This is a genomic window from Comamonas sp. A23 (assembly GCF_004522605.1).
Lineage (GTDB): Bacteria > Pseudomonadota > Gammaproteobacteria > Burkholderiales > Burkholderiaceae_C > Comamonas > Comamonas thiooxydans.
Map to the genome: position 1 here is coordinate 58,462 of NZ_RSDT01000005.1, position 14,838 is coordinate 73,299.

The window sequence follows — 14,838 nt, forward strand, 5'->3', positions numbered from 1 at the left end:
GGGTAAGGCTTAAGGGCCGAAAATAACAAAAATTTTGGGCAAGGCATGTAGAGGGAGGTTTCTCGCCTGTATCTCCACGCTCGGGGCGATTTTTTCCATGAAAAAGGCCTGCACGAGGCAGGCCCTGGAGCGATCCGCGACGCAGCACGCCGGTCACGTCATTCGGTCATGGTGCCCATGAGTGTGCTCGTGCCCATGGCGTCCAGCGGCTTGCCGTTGACCTGGAATTCACCCTTGGCATAGACGATCTCGGTGCGCATCTTGCCGTCCTTGTCTTCGAAGATGCCTTGCTCCTTGAGCATGTCCAGGCTGGCTTGAGTCTGGGCTTTGGCTGCCTCCTCGATATCTTCGGCCTTGTACTCGCTCTCGCCTTCAAACACGGCCAGCAGGCTGGAGCGTCTGCGCGAGAGCATCATGTTTTCCATGAAGGGCTTGGGCATATCGGCCTTGAGGCTGACCTTCAGATCCTGCAGCAGATTGCCCATCTTCTCGCCATCGCCCAGGTACTGAATGGCAGCCGCGAACTCGCTTACGCCGTCGGGGGTGCGCATGGACAGGCGTTTGAGTTCGATCACGGGCTGGCGTGCCAGCGCCTGTGTCAGCGACTTGAGCATTTTCTCGCGCAGATCGCCGCTTTGCTGATCGTCAGCGTCTTCATCGTCCCCGGCTTCGCCAGAAGCACCGAGCAGCGGGTTCTTGCGCTTGCTCATTTCCACGACCTGGTTGATCCAGTTGGCATCGACATTGTTGAACGCCATGTCCAGGACCAGGTCATCAGCCTGTTTGTCTTCGAGTTTGGCGGTCTTGATGCCGGTCTTGAGCGTCATTTCCACGACCTCGCCCTTGAGGATGGTGTCCGAATCCATGGTGATGCCTTCAAAGTGGCTGGCAGAGCTCTTGCCTTCCTCTTCCTGCTTGGTGGCGGCAATCTTGGCAATCGTCATGGCAAACGGGCCGGTCCAGAACTGCTGGCCCGCGGGCTGCTTCATGTCGAAGCGCATATCGGCCTTGTCCAGCGTCACGCTGCCTTCCTCGTCCTTGAACTGCAGGCCGGCGAAGCTGCCCGTGCCCTTGGCGGCCTTCATGTCGGCTGGCATGTCCCAGACGAGCTTCATGCCGCCCCAGTTCATTTCGCTGTCCTTGATCTTGCTGCTCACGGCCGGCGATGTCATGACGTTGGAGCTGCTGCGGCTCCAGCCGACCTTGGTGTCAACTTCCAGTGGAGAGCGTCCATTGAGCGCGGTCTTCAGCTCCGGGTCTGCATTCTCTGGCAGATTGAAGCTGGTATGAATCTCTGCGGCATGGCCCAGGGGGAGCGGTCCGTGGCTGATCTTGTGCTCGGCGGTGAACTGGACGGGCTCGTCGCCGCTGTCCAGGGTCCATACCGTTTTGGCGATGGAAGAAAAAGCGCCGCGGTCATAGCTGGTGACCTGAATCTTCACGCCATGCTCGTTCCACTTGTCCAGGCCTTCGGTAAAGCTCTGCTGCAACTTGCCGCCCATGTAATAGCTGGTGCCCAGTGTTCCCGCCACGATCACGGCGATGGCCGCTGCAATGCCTGCCCCTGCTTTTTTGTTCATTCTTGACCTTTGATGAAAATAAAAAATCCGCGAATGAATTGCGGATTGGTAATGTTGTGGTGAGCAGGATTCTAGAAAGAAAATAATGGAATGCTCTGAATTTCAGAACATTTTGTGTAAATGCTTATCAAGTATTGAAAATCAATACCGGCGGTATTTATTTCAATATGTAACCATGATTTAGGGGCGCCATCCATTTCTCGATCGGAGAACCGAATGGCTGTTCTCGGGATAAATGCCGCAGTGGCTTGCGCAATAAAAAAAGGCCGCCAGTGAATCCTGGCAGCCTTGCTGAAACTGGCTGGAGCGTTTACTTGCCCCAGCTGTCCTTGAGTCCGGTTATCTTGTTGAACACGGGCTTGTCGCTCCGGTGATCCTTGCGGTCGGCCACAAAATAGCCAAAACGCTCGAACTGGAACTTGTCATCAGCCTGTGCAGCCTTGAGCGAAGGCTCCACATAAGCGGTGACCACCTTTAGGCTGTCGGGGTTCAGCAGGCTCAGGAAATCCTTGCCGCCGGCATCGGGTTGCGGGTCGGTGAACAGACGGTCGTACATGCGCACTTCGGCCTGCAGGCCGTCGATCACGCCCACCCAGGTGATGGCAGCCTTGACCTTGACACTGTCGGCGCCCGGTGTGCCGCTCTTGGTGTCGGGTACCACGGTGGCCAGCACCTTGGTCACATTACCGTCGGCATCCTTTTCGGCGCCCGTGCATTCGATCACATAGCCGCCCTTGAGGCGGACCTTGTTACCGGGGAACAGGCGCTTGTAGCCCTTGGGCGGCACTTCGGCAAAGTCTTCGCGCTCGATCCACACTTCACGGCCAAGGGTAAAACGGCGCTCTGGCACAGCTTCACCTTCTGCCGCGTGGGGCAGGGCGGGCAGGTGGCAGTCCTCCAGATGTTCGGCGCTGCCAAACACCTCGGCCCAGTTGCTGAGTTCGAGCTTGACCGGGTCCAGCACGACCATGGCGCGGTGGGCCTTGTTTTCCAGATCTTCACGCAGGCAACCGTCCAGCGTGCCGTAGTCGATCCAGGCGTAGTCCTTGGTCACGCCGATGCGTTCGCAGAAGTTGCGGATGGACTCAGGCGTGTAGCCGCGGCGGCGCAGGCCGACCACGGTGGGCATGCGCGGGTCGTCCCAGCCGGTGACGAACTGGTTGTCCACCAGATGCTTGAGCTTGCGCTTGCTGGTGATCACATAGGTCAGGTTCAGGCGCGAGAACTCGTACTGGCGGGGCTGGGGGGCATCGATCAGACCGCCTTCGCGCAGATGGTTCAGCAGCCAGTCGTAGAAGGGGCGCTGATCCTCGAACTCCAGCGTGCAGATGGAGTGGGTGATGTGCTCGTAGGCATCCTCGATGGGGTGCGCAAAGGTATACATCGGGTAGATGCACCACTGGTTGCCGGTGTTGTGGTGCTCGGCATGGCGCACACGATAGATGGCAGGGTCGCGCAGATTGATATTGGGCGCGGTCATGTCGATCTTTGCGCGCAGCACTGCGGCGCCATCGGCCAGCTTGCCGTCCTTCATGTCGGCAAAGCGCTGCAGGTTTTCGGCCACGGAGCGGTCGCGGAAGGGGCTGTTCACGCCGGGACGGGTGAAGTCGCCGCGGTTGGCCTTCATCTCGTCGGCCGACTGCTCGTCCACGTAGGCCAGGCCTTGCTCGATCAGGTAGACCGCACAGCGGTACATGAAGTCGAAGTAATTGCTGGCGAAGTAGAGGTTCTCGTGTCCGTCGACATCCTTCCAGTCAAAGCCCAGCCAGCGCACGGCATCGATGATGCCGTCCACATATTCCTGGTCTTCCTTTTCGGGATTGGTGTCATCGAAGCGCAGATGGCAGACGCCGCCGAAGTCGCGGGCCAGACCGAAGTTCAGGCAGATGGACTTGGCATGACCTACGTGCAGATAGCCGTTGGGCTCTGGCGGAAAGCGGGTGCGGATCTTGGCTTCGTCGACCTGGCCGCTTTGGTGATGCTGGGCATCGCCGGGCGCGCCGCCCCAGTGACGGGTGGCATAAGTGCCCTTGTCCAGATCCGATTCGATAATCTGGCGCAGGAAATTGGTTGGCTTGACCGCTTCAGGGGCGGAGTTGTTGGATTTGGAGGCGTCAGCAGAGCTCATTGCACCATTTTAGGCCGGCTGTCATGACCTCATGTTGATCAGCGGACACTGCAGCTTTGCCTCGTGTGCATTTGGACACAATGTTTTGGAGGAACCGTGCCATCCTGACGGGACTCTGAAACGTTATATCCCCAAGGGCCGAAGGCGCTGCACAGATCTGCAGGCTTGCCCTCGGTGACACATAAACAGAGGAGAGATTGTGATGTCCAGAACAACTTCCCCCCGCATGGCCAAGCTGCTTGCCGCTGGCTCTATCGCTATTGCTGGCCTGATGGCTGCCGCAGGCGCCCAGGCGCATGGCGGCGTCAGCCTGTCGGTCGGCATCGGCGTGCCCGGCGTGGCCGTGGGCGTCGGCGCTCCCGTTTACGCCACACCCTATATGGCGCCGGCCCCGGTCTATATGCCGCCGCGCCCTGTCTACTATGCGCCTCCGGCACCGGTCTACTACGCGCCGCCGCCGCCCGTGTATCGTCCCGCACCCGTGATGGTCGTGCCCGGCCCGGTCTATTACGGTGGCGGCCCGCGCTGGCGTGGTCATCGCCATCATCATCACTATCGTTGATGACATCGATGACAGAGCCCTGAAAGACTCTGCACCACGGACGGCTGCCCAGGCAGCCGTTTTTTTATGCCTGCGGGTCGGTTGCAGCGCTCGCATAATCCGGGCAGTCCTCAAAAATCAGGAGAGTGCTTCCGTGAAAACCGTCTACGTCCTCAATGGCCCCAATCTCAATCTGCTGGGCATGCGCGAACCCGGCATCTATGGATCGGCCACGTTGGCCGATGTCCAGAAGCTCTGCGAGGAAGCTTGCCTGCGCCATGGCCTGAAGCTGGAGTTCCGCCAGAGCAACCATGAGGGCGAGCTGGTGGACTGGATTCACGAGGCAGGCCGGTTGCACGCCAAGGGGGAGTTGCAGGCGCTGATCATGAATGCAGCGGCCTACACCCATACCAGTGTGGCAATTCTCGATGCCGTCAAGGGCACGGCCGTGCCGCTGGTGGAGTTGCACATCAGCAATGTCCATGCGCGTGAGAGCTTTCGCCATCATTCCTATCTGTCGGCCACGGCGCGCGCCGTGATGTGCGGCTTCGGCGTGGCAGGCTACGGTCTGGCCATCGATGCGGTGGCGCAGTGGTGACATCGGCGGTTGAAGCAGCCTGTTCGCTGGAGCAGGTCTCGCAGGAGCAGGGTGTCGACGTGCCACCGGCGATTGCCCGGTTGCAGGCCACGGCGCAGCGCGTGCAGACCCGGCTTGGAGAAGCTGCCGACAGCGGCGCGATGATCTGGCATGGCTGGCAGCCCCCGGCCGGGGTGGCGCAGCGCGGCCTGCCGCTGGTGCTGCTGCATGGCGGCAGCGGTAGCTGGACGCATTGGTTGCGCGTGATTCAGCCGCTGACCGAGGCGGGCTACAGCCTGTGGCTGGCCGATCTGCCGGGTTTTGGCGAATCCGATGGCGTGCCCGGGGGCATGGATGTGGACACCATGCTGGAGCCCCTGGCCTATGGCATCCGGCAACTGCTGGGCAATGCCGATTCGGGCCCGGTCTGCGATTTGGTCGGTTTTTCCTTTGGCGGCATGACTGCCGGTCTGCTGGCCGCCGAGCATCCGGAACTGGCCCGGAGGCTGGTGGTGGTCGGCGCTCCCGGCATGGGAATGACCGAAGGACGCAGCGTGCGCCTGCTGGGCTGGCGCCACCTGCAGGGGCTGGAGGCCCAGATGCAGGCCCATCGCCACAATATCGCGGCCCTCATGCTGCATGACGCGGCGCTGATTGATGAAGAGACGCTGGCTCTGCATGCACTCAATGTGGCGCGTGACCGGCTGCCGCGCAGGCGGCTGTCGCGCACCGATGTGCTGGCCAGGGCCCTGACCCGTATCAAAGTGCCGGTGGCGGCGATCTATGGCGAGCATGACCCTCTGTATGCGGGCTGCCTGGCCGAGCTGCAACTGCTGATGCAGCGTCAGTGCCGGGGGGCGCTGGACTGGCAGGTGATGCGGAACGTCGGCCATTGGGTACAGCACGAGGATCCGGCCACCTTCTGCGCTACGCTGCAGGAGGCTCTGTCGTGAGCAATGCGGCCGCCTTCGAGCTGACCGAAGCCGATGTGCAATGGAGCGCCGTGCGCGCTCAAGGCCCGGGCGGCCAGAATGTGAACAAGGTGGCCAGCGCCGTGCATCTGCGCTTTGACGTTCGAGCCTCGCGTCTGCCGGTCGATGTGCAGCAGCGCTTGCTGGCTTTGGGCGACTCGCGCATCACCACCGATGGAGTGGTGGTCATCAAGGCGCAAAAATACCGCACTCAGGAGCACAACCTGTGGGATGGGCTGCAGCGCCTCAATGCGTTGGTGGCCACGGTTGCCAGGCCGCCACGCCCGCGCAAGCCCACCAAGCCGACCTGGGGCTCGCAGCAAAGACGCCTGCAGGGCAAAAGCCTGCGCTCCGGCATCAAGGCATTGCGCGGGCGGGTGCATGACTGAGCTTGTGTAGCGGCAACGCCACGCTTAGGCCAGTCAACTGTATCAAAAGGCATGCGCGTACCCTGTCGGGCCGGGTGCGGATCGGTCAGCCGGCTGCGGGTCTGCGCTATATTGTTTTGATAGCTGCAGTCGCAGAATGCAAAAGCGCTACAGCCTGTTTCCCATCAAATTCCGTGCTGCCTTCGGGAGTTGTCCATGAGCACATTGCCTTTGACTTATCTGGAGCGGCCCGCGCAGCTTGACGCCGACCGGCCTGCCTGGCTGCTGGTGCTCATGCATGGCGTGGGCAGCAATGAGCAGGACCTGTTCGGCCTGGTGCCCTATGTGCCGCCGCAATTTCATGTGCTCAGTCTGCGTGCGCCCTTTGCCATGGGCATGGGGGCTTATGCCTGGTTTCAGTTCACTGTGGATGCCGATGGTACGCGCCATATCAATGTGCCGCAGGAGCAGCAGGCGCGCATCTTGTTGCAGCAGACCGTGGAGCAGGCCGCGCAGCAGCTGGACATTCCGCCCGAGCGGGTGGTGCTGGGAGGCTTCAGCCAGGGCGGCATCATGAGCCTGAGCCAGTTGCTGACCCAGCCCCAGACCTTGCGTGCCGCACTGGTCTGGCACAGCCGTCTATTGCCCGAGATCGCGTCGCTGCACGCGCCCGCTGCCGCATTCGAGGGCAAGTCGGCCTGGGTCAGCCACGGGACTTATGACAATGTGATTCCGCTGACCAGCGCCCATGCCGTGCGTGACCGTCTGGCCTCCTTGCCCTTGCAACTGAGCTATCACGAATATCCGGGCGCCCATGAGATACGGCCCGAGGAACTGCGCGCCAGCATGCAGTGGCTGCAGGATCTGACGCAGTCAGCAGATGACTTCAGCAGCGATGGCGATCAGTGACCGGCGGTCTTTGAAAACAGATTGATCACCAGCACGCCGCCGACAATCATGGCCATGCCGGCCAGAGCGGGGGCATCGAGCTTCTGGCCCTGCCAGAAATAGGCGACGGCCGAGACCAGCACGATGCCCACGCCGGACCAGATTGCATAGGCCACGCCCGTGGGCACGGTACGCAGCGTCAGCGACAGCAGATAGAAAGAAATCGCATAGCCGACCAGGGCAACAGCGGTGGGGCCGAGCCTGGAGAAGCCCTCCGACCTGGCGAGGAAGGAGGTGGCAATCACCTCGCAGATGATGGCCAGGCCCAGATACAGGTAATTTGTCATGCCGGGCACTTTAGTGCGGCTGGGGCCGGGCTGTTTCCAGCCTGGTTCCAAGACCCCGGACCGCTTCTGGCCGTTATTGCCAAAATCCAGCGGCTGTGCGCACCTCGCCCAGGGCAATACGCGCGGTTCGCCGCGCTTGATCAGATGGCAGGGTAGTCGCCTGTGCCTTCGGGCCAGGGGGTCAGCACCTCAAATCCGGTCTCCGTCACCAGCACCATATGCTCCCACTGGGCGGAGAGCGATTTGTCATTGGTGATCACGGTCCAACCGTCCGCCAGTTCGCGCGTGGCGGCCTTGCCGGCGTTGAGCATGGGCTCGATGGTGAAGATCATGCCGGGCTGCAGCGTCAGGCCCTGACCGGGCGTGCCGTAGTGCAGCACCTGGGGCTCGTCGTGATAGACCTTGCCGATGCCATGGCCGCAGTACTCGCGCACGATGGAAAAGCGTTCGCGCTGGGCCACGGTCTGGATGGCATGGCCTACATCGCCCAGCGTGGCCCCGGGCTTGACGGCGCGGATGCCGGCCACCAGCGCTTCATAGGTGGTGTTGACCAGGCGCTTGGCCAGATTGCTGGGCTGGCCCACGTAGTACATGCGGCTGGTGTCGCCGATCCAGCCCTCGGGCGTGGTTACTGCGACGTCGACATTGATGATGTCGCCATCCTTGAGGACCTGCTTGGTATCGGGGATGCCGTGGCAGACCACATGGTTGACGGAGGTGCACACGGTTTTGGGAAAACCATAGTAGCCCACATTGGTGGGAGTGCATTTCAGCTCGTTGACGATGTAGTCGTGACAGATCTTGTCCAGTTCCTCTGTGCTTACGCCGGGCTGCACATGAGGGGTGAGCATGGCCAGCACCTTGGCGGCCAGGCCGCCGGCCTTGCGCGAGAGGTAGATGTCGGTGGCGTCATGAATGGGTACGACTTTCTGTTTGCCGCGCTTCATTGCATGCCTCCTACCAGGCGCACAGGACGGGGGCGGCGCACGACTGTGTCGGCTTCATGGGCGCTGGCAGGCTGCAGCTCACGCTCGGCTTGTTGCAGCAGCAGGGCGCAGATGCCTTCGTAATTGAGCTGGGGGTGATGCTCGGCCAGCTGGCCTACACGCAGCCAGTGCTCGGCCTGGGCATTGATGGAGCGGCCGAGGGCCGCGCTGGAGACACGAATCTGGTCGTGCAACTGGTCTGAAATTTTGACGATTCCCATGGCCGAGCATCATAAGGTCTGTATACGTTTCGTATATTGACAAACGCAAATTGCATGGTTGAAGCCGCGGTTTTGCCGCTGCTTGACAAGCGCTGTTCGTCGAATGGGGTTTTAAGGCCACGTCGTACGACATGGCGCTCAAGAAGTTGATAGCGCGCCACGCTTGATTGGCATTGCTTGCAGCCAGGGTTATTCAGAAAATTGAAAGCTTTCAAGGCAGACCTTGCATTGGTGCAGCTCAAGTCTTATAAAAGATATATATCATCAGTATTTGCCTTGTCCATATTGAGTTTCCTGCTATAAAAATTGAAGAACAATCAATGCGTGCCAGATATCTTGAGATGTTCTGGCGTCCGGTCACAACAGACGCAGAGTCAGGGTCGTTCATGGAAAACGCAGTCAATCAAGCAGAGCAGGGCGAGCAGCCCATCACCGAATCCCAGGAGCCGCAAGCTCGAAAGCCACAGCATCCACGCAATGGGCATGTGGCCCGCATCGTGGTCGTGGGCGGTGGTGTGGCGGGGCTGGAGGTGGCCACGGCCCTGGGCAAGCTCAAGAGTGAAAGCATTGACACGGTGACGCTGGTGGACAGCGACTCCGCCCATGTCTGGAAGCCCATGCTGCACACGATTGCAGCCGGCACTCGCGATCTGGCCCAGCAGCAGACCACTTATCTTGCTCAGGCCACCGATGCCGACTTTGCCTACCAGCCCGGCGAGATGTGCGGTCTGGACCGTGAGGCACGCGAGATTCTGCTCGCCCCCATTTATGCCCCCGATGGTCGCGAGCTGGTGGCGGGTCGGCGTCTTGCCTATGACAAGCTGGTGATTGCGGTGGGCAGCGGTGCCAACGACTTCGGCACGCCTGGTGTGCACGAGCATTGCTTCATGATCGATTCGCGCCGCAAGGCCGATGCCTTCAACCAGGAAATTCGTTTGCGCATGGTGCGCTGCATGACCAGCGGCGAACAGTTGCAGGTCGCCATCGTGGGCGGCGGCGCCACCGGGGTAGAGCTTGCGGCGGAGCTGGTTCAGCTTGCAGAGAGTGCCACGGCCTACGGCGCCTTGGGCGAGGCCGCCAAGTTCCGCATCGTGCTGATCGAGGCCGGCTCGCGCCTGCTGCCCAGCTTTCCCGAGGAGATCTCCGAAGCTACGCGTGTGCGGCTGCAGGCCCTGGGCGTTTCCGTGATCGTCGGCGGCCGCGTCAGCCGTGCGACCGAGCAAGGTTTCGAGCTGGCCAATGGCGAGCTGATTCCTGCCAGCCTGCGTGTCTGGGCAGCGGGGGTAAAGGCCCCGGAATTCTTGATGCAGCTGGGTTTGCAGACCACGCGCAGCAATCAGCTACTGGTCAATGACGAGATGCAGACCAGCGACCCCGATATCTATGCTCTGGGCGATTGCGCCAGCTATACCCTGCCGGGCAAGCAGGAGGCCTTGCCTCCTACGGCCCAGGTTGCCCACCAGCAAGCCCGCTATCTGATCGAGACTCTGCCTCATGTGCTGGAGCGTCCCGGTGCCAAACCCGTAGGCTTTGCCTATCGTGACTTTGGAGCCCTGGTGTCGCTTGCGCATTACGATGCCTATGGTTCGCTGGGCAAGTTCGGCCTGTTCAACGGCGGCGTGATCCGCGGCCGCATGGCCATGCTCAGCCACATCATGCTGTACCGCTCGCACCAGGCGCGGCTTTACGGCTTCTGGCGCGGCGGCCTGCTGTGGCTGATCGACCTGATGAACGCGCGGCTGCGGCCCTCCATCCGCCTGGACTGAGTTACAAAAATCCTTCGATGGGCAGCCAGCTCAGCACCCGCACCATGAAGCGCTGCCACCAACTGGTGCCGGGGTCGGCACTAAAGGTCTGGGCTTCATGGGGCGGCTGCGGACTCTGGCCCGTCCAGCTCAGCCTGCCCTGCGCGTCCAGTTGCACCTTGTAGGCCATGTACGGCAGATGTTGATCCAGCGAGGTGCTGACCTGCTGGCTCAAGGCCGGGTCTTTGATGACCACGCCCATTTCGGTGTTGAGCATGGCCGAGCGCGGATCGAAGTTGAAGGAGCCGACAAAGAGCTGCTTGCCGTCGACCGCGAAGGTCTTGGCATGCAGGCTGGCGCCCGAACTGCCCGTGGTGGCGGAGCTGCCGCTCAGCGCTGCAGGTGAGGGGGCTTCGCGCTTGGGAGTCTTTTCGGCAGGCTCGCTCCTTGGTGTCTTGTCCGGCTCGTTGGCTGCGGGCTGGTTGCGCAGATCGATCTGGCGGCGCATCTCGTAGAGTTCCACGCCCATTTTCAGCAGCGGCTTGCGGTATTTCTCGTAGCCGGCATGCACCACGGCCACATCGGTCGCCTCCAGGCTATTGGTCAGAATGCGCACCCGCACACCTTGCTGGCGCAGGTGGGCAAAGGCGTCGACTCCGGCCTGGGTGGGCACGAAATAGGGCGACACCACTTCCAGCAACTGCTGTGGCTGGCCAATCACAGGCTGGAGCTGGGACAGCAGCAAGTCCTCGGGTGCGGCTTCGCGCAGGACCTTGGCTGGGTCGTCGCTGACCAGGGTGGTTTCGGCCCATTGCAGTGGCAGTTGACCTGCCAGCAAATCGGTGCTGAAGCGGCTGCGGCTGACGGCCTTCACATAGGCCTGTGATTCGGGGCGATTCACATCGGCGTGCAGGCCTGCATAGATCTTGTCCACGGCTTGCTGTGGCATGGCGGGCAGCAGGCTGGCTACCGGGTAGGCGGAGGGACTGTTCCAGTAACGGTCGAATTCCGCTGCCACCTCGCCCACCACCGAGCCTGTGGCCACCACATCGAGGTCGGCGAACAGCACGCCGTCGGATGCGGCAAAGTACTCGTCGCCGATATTGCGCCCGCCCACGATGGTGGCGGAGGAGTCGGCCGTGTAGCTCTTGTTGTGCATGCGCCGCTGGGTGCGTGTGAAGTCCGTCACATAGCCAATCGCCTTGGGCGTGCGCAGGGCGAAGGGGTTGAATAGCCGCACCTCGATTAGAGGGTGCTGGTCCAGGGCGGCCAGGGTGGCGTCCATGCCGCCGGTGCCGCCATCGTCCAAGAGCAGGCGCACGCGCACGCCGCGGTCTGCCGCAAGCAGCAGCTCATCGAGCAGCAAATGGCCGGTGGTGTCGTTGCGCCAGATGTAGTACTGCACATCGAGCGTGCGCTGCGCGGCTCGGGCCAGCAGGGCGCGGGCGGCATAGGCGTCATGGGCATCGGCCAGCATATGGATGCCGCTCTGCCCAGGATGTGCCTGCTGCAGCGGCGCCAGCGCCTGGCCGAGCCGGGTTTGCAGGGCCTGCTCGGCGCTCAGGGCCTCGCTGGCCATGCGATCCGGCAGGGGAGGCAGGCCGCAGCCTGTGAGCAGCCCCGCGATCAGAAGGGCGGCCGCCGTACCGCGCCACAGGGGAAGTTCGGGTCTCGAGGCCTGTGTGTTTTGCATGACCCGAGTATGCCGCAGCGCATCAGGCGATCTTCACAGGACCGGGGCGGCGGTCCTCGACCACAAAGCGTGCCAGCGTATAGAGGCTGCTGTCGGCGTGGAGCGGGTTGCTCACGGCGCGCAGCTCCGTGGTCATGGACTGCGGCGTGATATCCACGAGGCTGTAGCCGCGCTCCTCGCAGCGCGCGAAAAGCACCTGAGGGTTGTGGGTCACGATGGCATCGACCCTGGCTTGTGTGGTGCCGCTGTGCGAGCTGATGGAGGTGCCGCAGAACTCGCTGGCAATCACCGGATTGACTCTGTCCGGAGCCTGATCGGCCTGGGCCGCAATGGCGCAGACATAGTTCTGGTGAATGTCCCCGCCGAGCAGCACGCTGTTGCGCGGCTGGCTTTCTGCAATCTGGCGTACCAGGCGCTGGCGGGCCTGAGGGTAGCCGTCCCAGCTGTCGGTCGACTGCCTGCCATTGGGATGCTTGCGGGCCGAGAACAAGGTGGTCTGCACCACGGTGCTCCAGCGGGTGGCGTCGACCCTCTCGCGTGCATCGTCCTGCATCTGCCGGGCCAGCCAGTGCTCCTGATCCCAGCCCAGAAAGCTGCGCGCCGGATCTTGCAGGGCGGGGCATTCGGCCGGGTCCACGGTGCCGGTGCTGGCCTTGCCCTCCGGGCGGCAGGCCTGCAGATCGCGGTACTGGCGGCCGTCCAGTAGATGCAGTCTGGCGAGCTTGCCCCACTGCAGGCTGCGGTACAGCGCCAGGCCTTGAAAGTTGCGCTGCAATGCGCTGTCACGCAGCGGCATGTTTTCGTAGAAAGCCTGCCAGGCCGCCATGCGTCTTGCCAGAAAGTGAGCACTGTCCCCTCGCCCGTACTGGGCTACATAGTCGTTTTCAACCTCGTGATCGTCCCAGATGACGGACCAGTTGCACGCGGCATGGGCGGCCTGCAGATGAGCATCGCTTTTGTGCAGCGCATAGCGGTCGCGGTAGTCCTGCAAGGTCTGGGCGGTACGCAGCGGCTGCGCACGCGCCAGTCCATCGGGCTTGGCCGGCTGCGCATATTCATAGATGTAGTCGCCGAGAAACAGCACCAGATCGGGCGAGGCCTGCGCGGCGTCGGCCCAGGCACTGTAGAAGCCGTGTTCCCAGCGCTGGCAGGAGGCTACGGCCAGGCGCAGCTTGCGCACATCGGCTCCGGGCGCCGGGGCGGTACGGCAGCGTGCGGTGGTGCTGAAGGCGTCGCCACAGCGGAAGCGGTAGAAATACCAGCGGTCCGGACTCAGCCCGTTGACCTGCACATGGACGGCATGGCCCCATTCAGCCCTGGCCTGGGTCTGCCCATGGGCCACGGCCTGGCGGAACTGGGCATCGTGCGCCACTTCCCAATGCACGGTCTGTGCTGCCAGGTCGGGCGCGACCGCCGTACCAAGATAGGCCAGAGGCGCTGTCAGCCGCGTCCAGATCAGGATGTTGTCGGGCTCCGGGTCGCCGCTGGCCACTCCCAGGGTGAACGGGTTGTGGGCCAGTGATTCCGTGGCACGGACCCAGGCAGGCAGGGCGCCCACGGCCGTGGCAAGGCTGGAGGCAATCAGAAAGCGCCGGCGATCCGGCGCAGGCGCGTGAAGAGGAGAAAACATGGCGATGCTGCGGTGTTGGGGTTTTGTAGCCCGTGGCTGGAAGTATCTCCCCGACCCCACAGGCATCGCCGCGGTTTACCGCAGCTTTACGCGTTGACCAGCACCAGCTTGCCCTGTACCTGGCGCGAGCCCATGCGCTCATAGGCGGCGAAGAGCTCGCTCATGGGCATGGTGCGGTCGATTACGGGCTTGATCCTGCCTTGGGCCCACCATTGAGACAGCTCCTGCATCATGGCGGCATTGTTCTGAGGCTCGCGCTTGGCGAAATCGCCCCAGAACACGCCGACAAGGGAAGCGCCCTTGAGCAGAGGCAGGTTCAGCGGCAGCGAGGGGATGGGTCCGGAGGCAAATCCGATGATCAGATAGCGGCCGCGCCAGGCAATGGAGCGGAAGGCAGGTTCGGCAAAATCGCCGCCTACGGGATCGTAGATCACGTCGGGTCCCGTGCCGTCTGTCGCTGCCTTGATGGCTTCACGCAGATCGCCCTGGCTGTAGTTGATGGTGAGGTCTGCGCCCTGGGCCTTGCACAGCGCACATTTCTCGTCGGTGGAGGCAGCGGCAATCACCCGGGCACCGGCCGCCTTGGCAATCTGTATGGCTGCCGTGCCCACGCCGCCCGCCGCGCCCAGCACGAGTACGGTCTCGCCGGCCTTGAGCTGACCTCGGTCCATGAGCGCATGGTGGGAGGTGGCATAGGTCATGATGAAGGCGGCGGCATCGACAAAGGGGAAGTCGGCCGGCAGCGGCATGCACATGGAAGCGGGTGCCAGCGCATGCGTGGCGAACCCGCCCGTGCCCGAAAGACAGGCCACATGCTGGCCTGGCTTGAGATGTTTGACCCCTTCGCCCACGGCCTGCACCACGCCGGCATATTCCGAGCCCGGCACAAAGGGCAGGGGAGGCTTGATCTGGTATTTGTTCTGCACGATCAGCAGATCGGGAAAGTTCAGGCTGGCGGCCTTGACTTCCAGCAGCACCTGGCCGGGGCCGGGCTGTGGCGTGGGCTGCTCGGTCCACTTCAGAGTCTCGACGCCGGTGGGTGTGGTGCAAAGCCATGCGTGCATATCTTGTCTCCTGATCTTCTTGAGGTGAGATTGGGGGAATCGGCTCGCAGATGATAGAAGTGTGGTGCGAATGCCGCGTGTCTCTGTCGTGACCTTGGA

General features: G+C 62.5%; 14 protein-coding genes. 6 read left to right on the forward strand and 8 right to left on the reverse strand.

The features are described from left to right. Positions 1 to 158: 158 nt before the first annotated feature. Positions 159 to 1,580, reverse strand: a complete 1,422-nt coding sequence (locus EIC84_RS13235) for a YdgA family protein (RefSeq protein ID WP_003063869.1) — start codon at positions 1,578 to 1,580, stop codon at positions 159 to 161. Positions 1,581 to 1,890: 310 nt separating this feature from the next. Continuing rightward, positions 1,891 to 3,708 (reverse strand): glutamine--tRNA ligase/YqeY domain fusion protein, encoded by a 1,818-nt coding sequence (locus EIC84_RS13240; RefSeq protein WP_003063867.1) that lies wholly within the window; start codon positions 3,706 to 3,708, stop codon positions 1,891 to 1,893. A 226-nt stretch (positions 3,709 to 3,934) separates the two neighbouring features. Here EIC84_RS13240 and EIC84_RS13245 point away from each other — a divergent pair, with 226 nt between their 5' ends. From EIC84_RS13245 to EIC84_RS13265, 5 genes are all read left to right on the forward strand, one after another. Beyond that, a complete protein-coding gene (locus EIC84_RS13245; protein ID WP_003063865.1) occupies positions 3,935 to 4,270 on the forward strand; it encodes a hypothetical protein in 336 nt (111 codons plus the stop codon). A 133-nt stretch (positions 4,271 to 4,403) separates the two neighbouring features. Next, positions 4,404 to 4,847: a type II 3-dehydroquinate dehydratase gene (gene aroQ, locus EIC84_RS13250; RefSeq protein ID WP_003063863.1), complete on the forward strand. Its 444-nt coding sequence runs from the start codon at positions 4,404 to 4,406 to the stop codon at positions 4,845 to 4,847. Then, positions 4,841 to 5,779 (forward strand): alpha/beta fold hydrolase, encoded by a 939-nt coding sequence (locus EIC84_RS13255; protein WP_003063862.1) that lies wholly within the window; start codon positions 4,841 to 4,843, stop codon positions 5,777 to 5,779. The genes aroQ and EIC84_RS13255 overlap by 7 nt, the downstream gene beginning before the upstream one ends. Next, the gene (arfB, locus tag EIC84_RS13260) at positions 5,776 to 6,186 is read left to right on the forward strand and encodes an alternative ribosome rescue aminoacyl-tRNA hydrolase ArfB (RefSeq protein WP_003063861.1); all 411 of its coding nucleotides are present in this window, start codon (positions 5,776 to 5,778) and stop codon (positions 6,184 to 6,186) included. Before EIC84_RS13255 ends, arfB begins: the two co-directional genes overlap by 4 nt. Before the next feature lie 195 nt (positions 6,187 to 6,381). Further along, a complete protein-coding gene (locus EIC84_RS13265) occupies positions 6,382 to 7,074 on the forward strand; it encodes an alpha/beta hydrolase (protein ID WP_003063860.1) in 693 nt (230 codons plus the stop codon). Here EIC84_RS13265 and EIC84_RS13270 read toward each other — a convergent pair. From EIC84_RS13270 to EIC84_RS13280, 3 genes are all read right to left on the reverse strand, one after another. Next, positions 7,068 to 7,400: an SMR family transporter gene (locus tag EIC84_RS13270; RefSeq protein ID WP_003063858.1), complete on the reverse strand. Its 333-nt coding sequence runs from the start codon at positions 7,398 to 7,400 to the stop codon at positions 7,068 to 7,070. The genes EIC84_RS13265 and EIC84_RS13270 overlap by 7 nt on opposite strands. Before the next feature lie 140 nt (positions 7,401 to 7,540). Next, positions 7,541 to 8,347, reverse strand: a complete 807-nt coding sequence (gene map / locus EIC84_RS13275; protein WP_003063857.1) for a type I methionyl aminopeptidase — start codon at positions 8,345 to 8,347, stop codon at positions 7,541 to 7,543. After that, on the reverse strand, positions 8,344 to 8,607 hold the full coding sequence (locus EIC84_RS13280; RefSeq protein ID WP_003063854.1) for a ParD-like family protein: 264 nt from the start codon (positions 8,605 to 8,607) through the stop codon (positions 8,344 to 8,346). Before EIC84_RS13280 ends, map begins: the two co-directional genes overlap by 4 nt. A gap of 386 nt (positions 8,608 to 8,993) precedes the next feature. Between EIC84_RS13280 and EIC84_RS13285 the strand changes: the two genes are divergently transcribed. After that, on the forward strand, positions 8,994 to 10,373 hold the full coding sequence (locus EIC84_RS13285) for an NAD(P)/FAD-dependent oxidoreductase (protein ID WP_003063852.1): 1,380 nt from the start codon (positions 8,994 to 8,996) through the stop codon (positions 10,371 to 10,373). Between the two features lies 1 nt (position 10,374). Here the strand turns inward: EIC84_RS13285 and EIC84_RS13290 are convergent, their stop codons facing one another. The 3 genes from EIC84_RS13290 to EIC84_RS13300 form a co-directional block, all read right to left on the reverse strand. Beyond that, positions 10,375 to 12,045: a phospholipase D family protein gene (locus EIC84_RS13290; protein WP_003063850.1), complete on the reverse strand. Its 1,671-nt coding sequence runs from the start codon at positions 12,043 to 12,045 to the stop codon at positions 10,375 to 10,377. Between the two features lie 22 nt (positions 12,046 to 12,067). Beyond that, positions 12,068 to 13,675: an alkaline phosphatase gene (locus EIC84_RS13295; RefSeq protein WP_003063848.1), complete on the reverse strand. Its 1,608-nt coding sequence runs from the start codon at positions 13,673 to 13,675 to the stop codon at positions 12,068 to 12,070. A gap of 86 nt (positions 13,676 to 13,761) precedes the next feature. Continuing rightward, complete coding sequence (locus EIC84_RS13300; protein ID WP_003063846.1) at positions 13,762 to 14,739, reverse strand: NADPH:quinone oxidoreductase family protein; 978 nt, start codon at positions 14,737 to 14,739, stop codon at positions 13,762 to 13,764. Positions 14,740 to 14,838 lie beyond the last annotated feature (99 nt).

What these genes read in the sequence shown, in the direction of transcription:
- EIC84_RS13235 (WP_003063869.1), bottom strand. Translation starts at nt 1,580, where the DNA reads ATGAACAAAAAAGCAGGGGCAGGCATTGCAGCGGCCATCGCCGTGATC.
- EIC84_RS13240 (WP_003063867.1), bottom strand. Translation starts at nt 3,708, where the DNA reads ATGAGCTCTGCTGACGCCTCCAAATCCAACAACTCCGCCCCTGAAGCG.
- EIC84_RS13245 (WP_003063865.1), top strand. Translation starts at nt 3,935, where the DNA reads ATGGCCAAGCTGCTTGCCGCTGGCTCTATCGCTATTGCTGGCCTGATG.
- EIC84_RS13265 (WP_003063860.1), top strand. Translation starts at nt 6,382, where the DNA reads ATGAGCACATTGCCTTTGACTTATCTGGAGCGGCCCGCGCAGCTTGAC.
- EIC84_RS13270 (WP_003063858.1), bottom strand. Translation starts at nt 7,400, where the DNA reads ATGACAAATTACCTGTATCTGGGCCTGGCCATCATCTGCGAGGTGATT.
- map (WP_003063857.1), bottom strand. Translation starts at nt 8,347, where the DNA reads ATGAAGCGCGGCAAACAGAAAGTCGTACCCATTCATGACGCCACCGAC.
- EIC84_RS13280 (WP_003063854.1), bottom strand. Translation starts at nt 8,607, where the DNA reads ATGGGAATCGTCAAAATTTCAGACCAGTTGCACGACCAGATTCGTGTC.
- EIC84_RS13285 (WP_003063852.1), top strand. Translation starts at nt 8,994, where the DNA reads ATGGAAAACGCAGTCAATCAAGCAGAGCAGGGCGAGCAGCCCATCACC.
- EIC84_RS13290 (WP_003063850.1), bottom strand. Translation starts at nt 12,045, where the DNA reads ATGCAAAACACACAGGCCTCGAGACCCGAACTTCCCCTGTGGCGCGGT.
- EIC84_RS13295 (WP_003063848.1), bottom strand. Translation starts at nt 13,675, where the DNA reads ATGTTTTCTCCTCTTCACGCGCCTGCGCCGGATCGCCGGCGCTTTCTG.
- EIC84_RS13300 (WP_003063846.1), bottom strand. Translation starts at nt 14,739, where the DNA reads ATGCACGCATGGCTTTGCACCACACCCACCGGCGTCGAGACTCTGAAG.